The 6,863-nt window shown below is 71.4% G+C and carries 1 protein-coding gene; it reads right to left on the bottom strand.

Features of this window, described 5'->3' with window-relative positions; all coding sequences use genetic code 11:
* Window positions 1-6,651 (bottom strand): Ig-like domain-containing protein (locus ACE3UY_RS01980; RefSeq protein ID WP_374685872.1); only part of this gene is annotated, 6,651 nt, incomplete at its 3' end.
* Between the last annotated feature and the right edge of the window lie 212 nt (window positions 6,652-6,863).

Raw genomic sequence — 6,863 nt, 5'->3', positions numbered from 1 at the left:
GTTGCTGAGGTGGAGGGGCCGGTCGATCCAGACGGGGCTATCGCTGGTGAAGGCGGCCACGAGGGCGGGGGGCGGGGCGGCGGTGTGGAAGCGCCAGGCGGACGGGGCGGGGGGCGTATCGGGCGGGTCGGCGGCGTCGCGGTCGTGGACGCGGGCGGCGGCGACGGTGGCGGCGCAGGCGTCGCCGGGGGGCAGGGGGTCGCGGGGGAGGGCGACGGCCGACGACGCGTTGGCGATGACACTGAGCGGGCGATCGCCGCCGGCGTCGCACGTCAGGCGGAGCCAGCCCTCGTCCAGCGTGACGGCTTCGGTGAAGGTGATGACCAGGCGGGCATCCAGTGGGACGTTGGTCGCCTCGGGCGTGGGTGAGACGGCGCTCACGGCCGGCGGTTCGTCGGCGGCGCAGGTATTGGACGCGCCGGGCGTAGGCGGAGCGGGGTGCATGGCTGCCGTGTGGCGCGGCCCGCCCGCCCCATCCGGGCAGCGCTGCAGGGCGTGGGTCTCGGCCGCGCCGCCGGCCGCCTCGTCCACCTGGGGCTGCCCGACGGCCAACAGTGTCAGGAGTTCGCCGTCCGGCGCGTTGGCTGCACCATAGACGACGGCGTCCAGCAAGCTCTCGGTCGTCAGGGCGCGCCCCTTGGGAAAGTCTGTCGCCCGCCCGGCGTAGAGGGCCACCGCGTCCGGTCCGTTTTGCAGTGCAGCTTTCGGCAGTTCGAGATCGGGTTCCAGGCCGGCGCTGCCCACGACGAAATAACCGGCGGCATCCGTCCGCTGCCCGGCCAGATCGACGGCCTGATAAACCACGTCCCCCTTGCCGTTCCAGAAGACCAGCACCAGCCCGCTCAGCTCGGTCTGGCCCGCGCCGCCGTTGTACAATTCGATGAACTCAGCCGCGTCGCTGCCCGGTGTGTCGGCGTCCAGTTCGTTGATCAGCACCCCGTCGGCCACCGGCCCGGCGGCGATGGTGAAGCGCCAGCTGTAATCGGCAGGCGGCGCGTCGGGCGGATCGTTCGTGTCGGCGTCGTGGACGGACGCGGCGCGAATTGTGGCCGTGCACGACTCGCTGGCGACGAACGGCGACGTGGGAGTCAGCGTGAAGATGCGTGGGCCGCCGGTGACGGTCGCGGCGTGGCTGCCGCTGCTCGCGCAATCGATGGCATACCAGCCGGCGGCCACGACCACATCTTCGCTGAAGCGCGCGGTCAGCGTCGCGCCGGCCGGCACGTTCGTGGCTCCGTCGGCCGGCGCGACCTCGACCACGGCCGGCGGCGCATCCGGTTCGTCGAGGCAGCTGTTGGCCGCGCCGGGCGTGGGCGGGCCGGGCCGAAAGGTTGCTGTGTGGCGCGGGCCGCCGCTCCCGTTCGGGCAGCGTTGGAGGGCGTGGGTCTCGGCCGCGCCGCGGCCGGCCTCGTCCGCCTGGGGCTGCCCGGCGGCCAGCAGCGCCAGCAAGCCCGCGTCGGGCGCACCCGACGCGCCGTAGACCACCGCGTCGATCACGCCCGATGTGACTAGTGTCGCGCCGGTCGGAAAGTCGGCAGCGCGCCCCACGTGCAGACTGACGGCGTCTGGCCCGTTCTGCAGCGCGGCGTTGGGGAAGGTCAGGCCCGGGCTGACGCCGGGGTTGCCCAACAGGAAGTAGCCGCGCTCGTCCGTCTGCTGTCCGGCCAGGTCGATGGCGCGATAGACCACGTCTCCCTTGCCGTTCCAGAAGACGGCGACCAACCCGGTCAGATCAGTGCGCCCCACGCCGCCGTCGTACAGTTCGATAAACTCCGCCTGGTCACTGCCCGGTGTGTCGGCGTCCAACTCGTTGATGAGCACGAAGTCGGCCACCGGCCGAGCGGCTGTCTGAAACTGCCAGCGGTAGTCGGCGGCCGGATTGTCCGGCGGGTCGTCGGCGTCGGCGTCGCGCACGCCGGCGGCGTGGACTGTCGCCGCGCAAGTCTCGTCCGCGGCGAACGGCGTCGCCGGCGTTAAGGTGAAGGCCCGCGCCCCGCCGGCGACGGTCGCCGCGTGACCGCCGCTGATCGCGCAGTCGATGGTGTACCAGCTATCGAGTAGGCTCACGTCTTCGCTGAAGCGCACAGTTAGCGCTATCCCCGTGGGCACACCGGTCGCGCCGTTGGTCGGAGTGACCTCAACTACGGCCGGTGGGTCATCTGGGTCGGTGGGGCACTCGTTGGCGGCTCCCGGCGTGGGGGCGTAAGCGTCGTAGGTCGCTGTGTGACGCGGCCCCCCAGTTCCATTCGGGCAGCGCTGGAGGGAGTGAGCCTCAGCCGCACCATAGACGGCCTCGTCTACCTGCGGCTGTCCGGCGGCCAGTAGGGCCAGCAACCCGCCATCCGGCCGGTCGGCGCGGCCATAGACCACGGCATCAACCAGGCCAGACGTCGTCAGGGCCATGCCGGCCGGGAAGTCGGCTGCCCGCCCGGCGTAGAGCGCGACGGCGTCCGGCCCATTCTGCAGCGCGGCGTCAGGGAAGGTCAGATCAGGCGACAGGCCGGGGTTGCCCAGCGTGAAGTAGCCGGCGGCATCTGTCGCCTGCCCGACCAGATCCACTGCCCGGTAGACGGTGTCGTTCTGGCCGTTCCAGAAGACGACGACCAGCCCGGTCAGCGCGGTCCGGCCGCGCCCGCCGTCGTAAAGCTCGATGAACTCGGCCGTGTCGCTGCCCGGTGTGTCGGTGTCGATCTCGTTGATGAATACGCCTTCCGGCGCGGGCGCGGCCACCCGGAAGCCCCAGGCGTAGTCGGCCGCCGGGTTGTCCGGCGGGTCGTCGGCGTCGGCGTCGCGCACGCCGGCGGCGCGAATGGTCACCTCGCACGTCTCGCCCGCGGCGAACAGCACTGTCGGGACGAGCGTGTAGGCACGCGGCCCGCCGGAGACAGTCGCGGCGTGCTGGCCGCTGGCCTCACAGTCGATGAGGAACCAGCCCGCGGCCACGGCGACATCCTCGCTGAAACGCACCGTCAGCGACGCGCCGGCCGGCACGTCGGTCGCCCCGTCGACCGGCGTGACCTCGACCACGGCCGGCGGCGCGTCGGCGGTACAGGTGTTAGACGCGCCCGGCGTCGGCGGGTTGGGCCGGAAGGCGTTGGTGATACGCGCGCCGCCGGCGGCATCGGGGCAGCGCCCGCCGGCGTGGCTCTCGGGCGCGCCGCGGCCGGCCTCGTCCACTTGCGGCTGGCCGGGCAACAGCAGCGCCAGCAAGCCCGCGTCGGCCGCGTCGGCTGTGCCATAGACCACGGCATCGATCAGTCCATTCGTCGTCAGCGGCGCGCCGGGCGGGAAGTCGGCGGCGCGCCCCTCGTAGAGCGCGGCGGCGTCGGCCCCGTTTTGCAGCGTCCCGTCAGGCAGGGTGATGGCGCTGTCCGCCACACCGCTATTGCCGATGACGGCGTAGCCGCGTTTATCCGTTCGCGCTCCGCCCAGATCGACAGCGTAGTAGGCGCGGTCGTCGCCGCCGTTGTAGAGCACCAGAACCAGCCCGGTGAGGTCGGTCTCGCCCGCGCCGCCATCATAAAGCTCGATGAACTCGGTCGTGTCGTTGCCCGGCGAGTCGGCGTCCAGCTCATTGATCAACACGAAGTCGGCGACCGGCCCGGCCGTGGTGAACGACCAGACAAAATTGGCTGCGGGCCGGTCGGGCGGGTCGTCGGCGTCGGCGTCGCTGACGGCCGCGGCCGGGATCGTCGCCTCGCACCGCTCGTTGGGGGAGAACGGCTGCGTTGGAGTGATCTGGAAGGTACGCGGCCCACCGCTGATCGTGTAAGCGTGGTCGCCGCTGCTGGCGCAGGCGATCTCCGGCCCGCCGGCGGCCAGCGCCACCGGCTCGCTGAACGTGACCGACAGCGCGGCCCGGAGCGCTACGCCCTTGGCCCCGTCCGGCGGCGTCACGTCGCTGACAGCCGGCGCTTGATCCACGACGCAGGCGCTAGGCCGGCCGGGCGTGGGCATATTGGGCAGGAAGGCCGCCGTGCGCCGCTGGCCGCCCGCGCCGTTGGGGCAGCGTTGCAGCGCATGCTGGTCGGCCGCGCCCCGGCTGCCCTCGTCGACTGCGCCCTCGCCCGGTAGCAGCAGAGCCAGCAGCCCCGCCGGGACGTCGGCCGGCCGGCCGTAGACAAGGGCATCGATCAAACCATCAGCCGTGATCGGCGCACCGTTGGGGAAGCCAATCGCGTCGCCGGCGTAGAGGGCGACCGCGTCCGGCCCATTCTGCAGTGTGCTGTTGGCGAAGGTCAGGTCCGGCCCCGTCGCCGCGTTGCCGGCTACGAAGTAGCCCGACGCGTCAGTCGCGAAGCCGTCCAGATCGAGTGCGCCGTAGACCGCGTTGGTCGAGCCGTTGAACAGCACCAGCGCCAGGCCGTCCAGCGATACGTTCCCTTCCCCACCGTCGTAGAGTTCGATGAATTCGGCTGTGTCGGTGGAGGGTGTGTCGGCGTCCAGTTCATTGATGACCACGAAGTCGGCCGCCGGCTCGGCCGTGGTGAACGACCAGGCGACGTTGGCCACCATCGTGTCCGGCGGGTCGTCGGCGTCCAGGTCGGTCACGTGGCGGGCGACAACCGTCACCGTGCATGACTCTCCCGCGGCGAAGGGGGCGGCCGGCTGGAGCGTGAAGGCCGTCGGGCCGCCCGACACACTGTAGGCGTGGCTGCCGGAGGCGGCGCACTGCACTGTGGCCCAGCCTGTCGCCAGCGCCACCGGCTCGTTGAAGATCGTCGTGATGGCCGCGTGGCGGCTGACGCCCGTCTCGTTCCGGCCGGGCGTCCGGTCGATCAGTTCCGGCGCGGCGTCGCTCGTGCAGCCGCTAGGCGCGCCGGGCGTCGGCTCGTTGGGACGGTAGGCGGCTGTCGCGCGCGGGCCGCCCGCGCCATTGGGGCAGCGTTGCAGTGAGTGGCCGTCGGCGTTGCCCCGGCCAGCCTCGTCCACCTGTGTCTGTCCGGCGCTCAGTAGTGGCAGCAGTCCGGCGTCGGGACTGGCCGCCGGGCCATAGACAATGGCATCCAGCGGCGACACACCGGTCACGGGCGTCCCGTTGGGGAAGTCGGCCGCATCCCCCATGGCCAGGGCCGCGGCGTCCGGCCCGTTCTGAAGCAGGCCATCCGGAAAGATCGCGTTCACGCCGGGCACAGCCGCACCGCCCAGTAGGAAGTAGCCGTTGGCGTCAGTGGCGTAGTCGTCCAAATCGACCACGCGGTAACTCTTGTCGTCGCCGCCGTTGAACAGCACGACGGCCAGCCCATCGAGGGCCACGCCGCCGCGCCCGCCGTCGTAGAGTTCGATGAACTCGGCCGTGTCCGGGCCGGCGCTGTCGGCGTCAAGTTCGTTGATCAGCACCCCCTCGTCGGCGGCGACGACCGTAGTGAAGCCCCAGATGAAGTCTTGCGCCATCTGGTCGGGCGGGTCGTTCTCGTCCACGTCGCTCACGTTGCCGGCGCGCAACGTGACCACGCACGCCGTATCGCCCGGCAGCGGTGGATTGGGGAGGATGCGGTAGGTGTCGCCCGCGCCCTCGACGGTGTAGGTGCGCAGTTTCAGCCCGCAACTCAGCGCTACCGGTGTCTCGCTCAGCCGCACCGGCTCGCTGAAGATGATCTCGAGCGCCGCGTGGCGCACGACGCGCGTCGCGCCGTCCGCCGGAACGGTGTTCAGGACGCTGGGCGCGGCGTCGATGGGGCCGCAGTCGTTGGTCTCATCTGGCGTCGGCGCGGCGGCGGTGAAAGTCGCCGTCTCGCGTCGCTTGCCGGAACCGTTGGGGCAGCGGCCTACCGAGTCGGCCGTCACTGCCCCGCGCTCCCCCTCATCCAGCGGCATCTGGCCCGGCTCCAACAGCGCCAGCAACTCCGCGCCGACCGCGCCGTAGACCGCCGCTTCGACCAGCCCCTCCGTGCTGGGTGGCGCGTAGCCTGGGAAGCGCTCTCGCGGCGCGTCGTAGAGGGTGAGGGCCGCCGGCTGATCGGGCCACGCCCCATCGGCTATTATCAGGTCAACGCCCGGCGTCGCCCGCGTGCCGATGACGAAGTAGCCGCGGCTGTCGGTGCGGTAGCCGTCCAGCGCGCGGGCATAGGTGACGCCCACGCTGTCCAGGTAGCGGACGAGCACCAGACCGCGCAGGTCGGTGCGGCCGGCGCCGCCGTCGTAGAGTTCGAGGTACTCCACCACGCCATCGGCCGAGAGCGCCTCCACCTCGTTGATCCACACCGGCGCGGCGGCGGCGCGGAAGCGCCAGGTCGCGCTGTCCGGCGGGCTGTCGGGCGGGTCATCGGCGTCGAGGTCGGTCACGCCCGTGTTGCGCAGGACGGCCGCGCACCACTCGCCGGGCTGGAAGGGCGCGGTGGGGGTCAGGGTGAAGCGCTCATCGCCGCCGCCGCTGGTGGTGGCGTGCGCGCCGCTCAGTTCGCAGGTCAACGTCAGGGCATCGGCGGCCAGCGCCACCGGTTCGGAGAAGGTCAGGCTGAGCGCCGCGTCGAGGGGCACGCCGGTCGTCTCGGGGGGCGGCGACACGTCCAGGATAGACGGGGCGACATCGGCGTCCACGCCAGTGAATAGGGCCGGCGTGGTCGGCCGGTGGCCTTCGGCAACTCCTGACAGCATCAAACAACCCAGGACGAGCGTCACCCTGGCTAGCCAGATAGGTTGGGCAGACACCACGGCGCCTCCCTGTTAGCACGGCCCCTACCCATAGTGTAGGCGTAATGACGCAGAAGTCAAGAGAAAACATAAGTAATTGCGCCCACGAAAGGGCACACTTTCCCTCCCGCCGTTTCCAGAGTACGCTTGCCCCATGACACCCATCTGGGCCCGCTACGGCCCGTTCTTCCTCTACGGCTACACCGCCGTCCTCGGCCTGGGGGTCGTCC

The organism is Promineifilum sp. (SeqCode) (assembly GCF_041918635.1).
In the GTDB taxonomy this organism is placed as follows: Bacteria; Chloroflexota; Anaerolineae; order Promineifilales; family Promineifilaceae; genus Promineifilum.
Note: the sequence above shows the minus strand (reverse complement) of the source record. Positions and strands in the feature narration are given on the sequence as shown.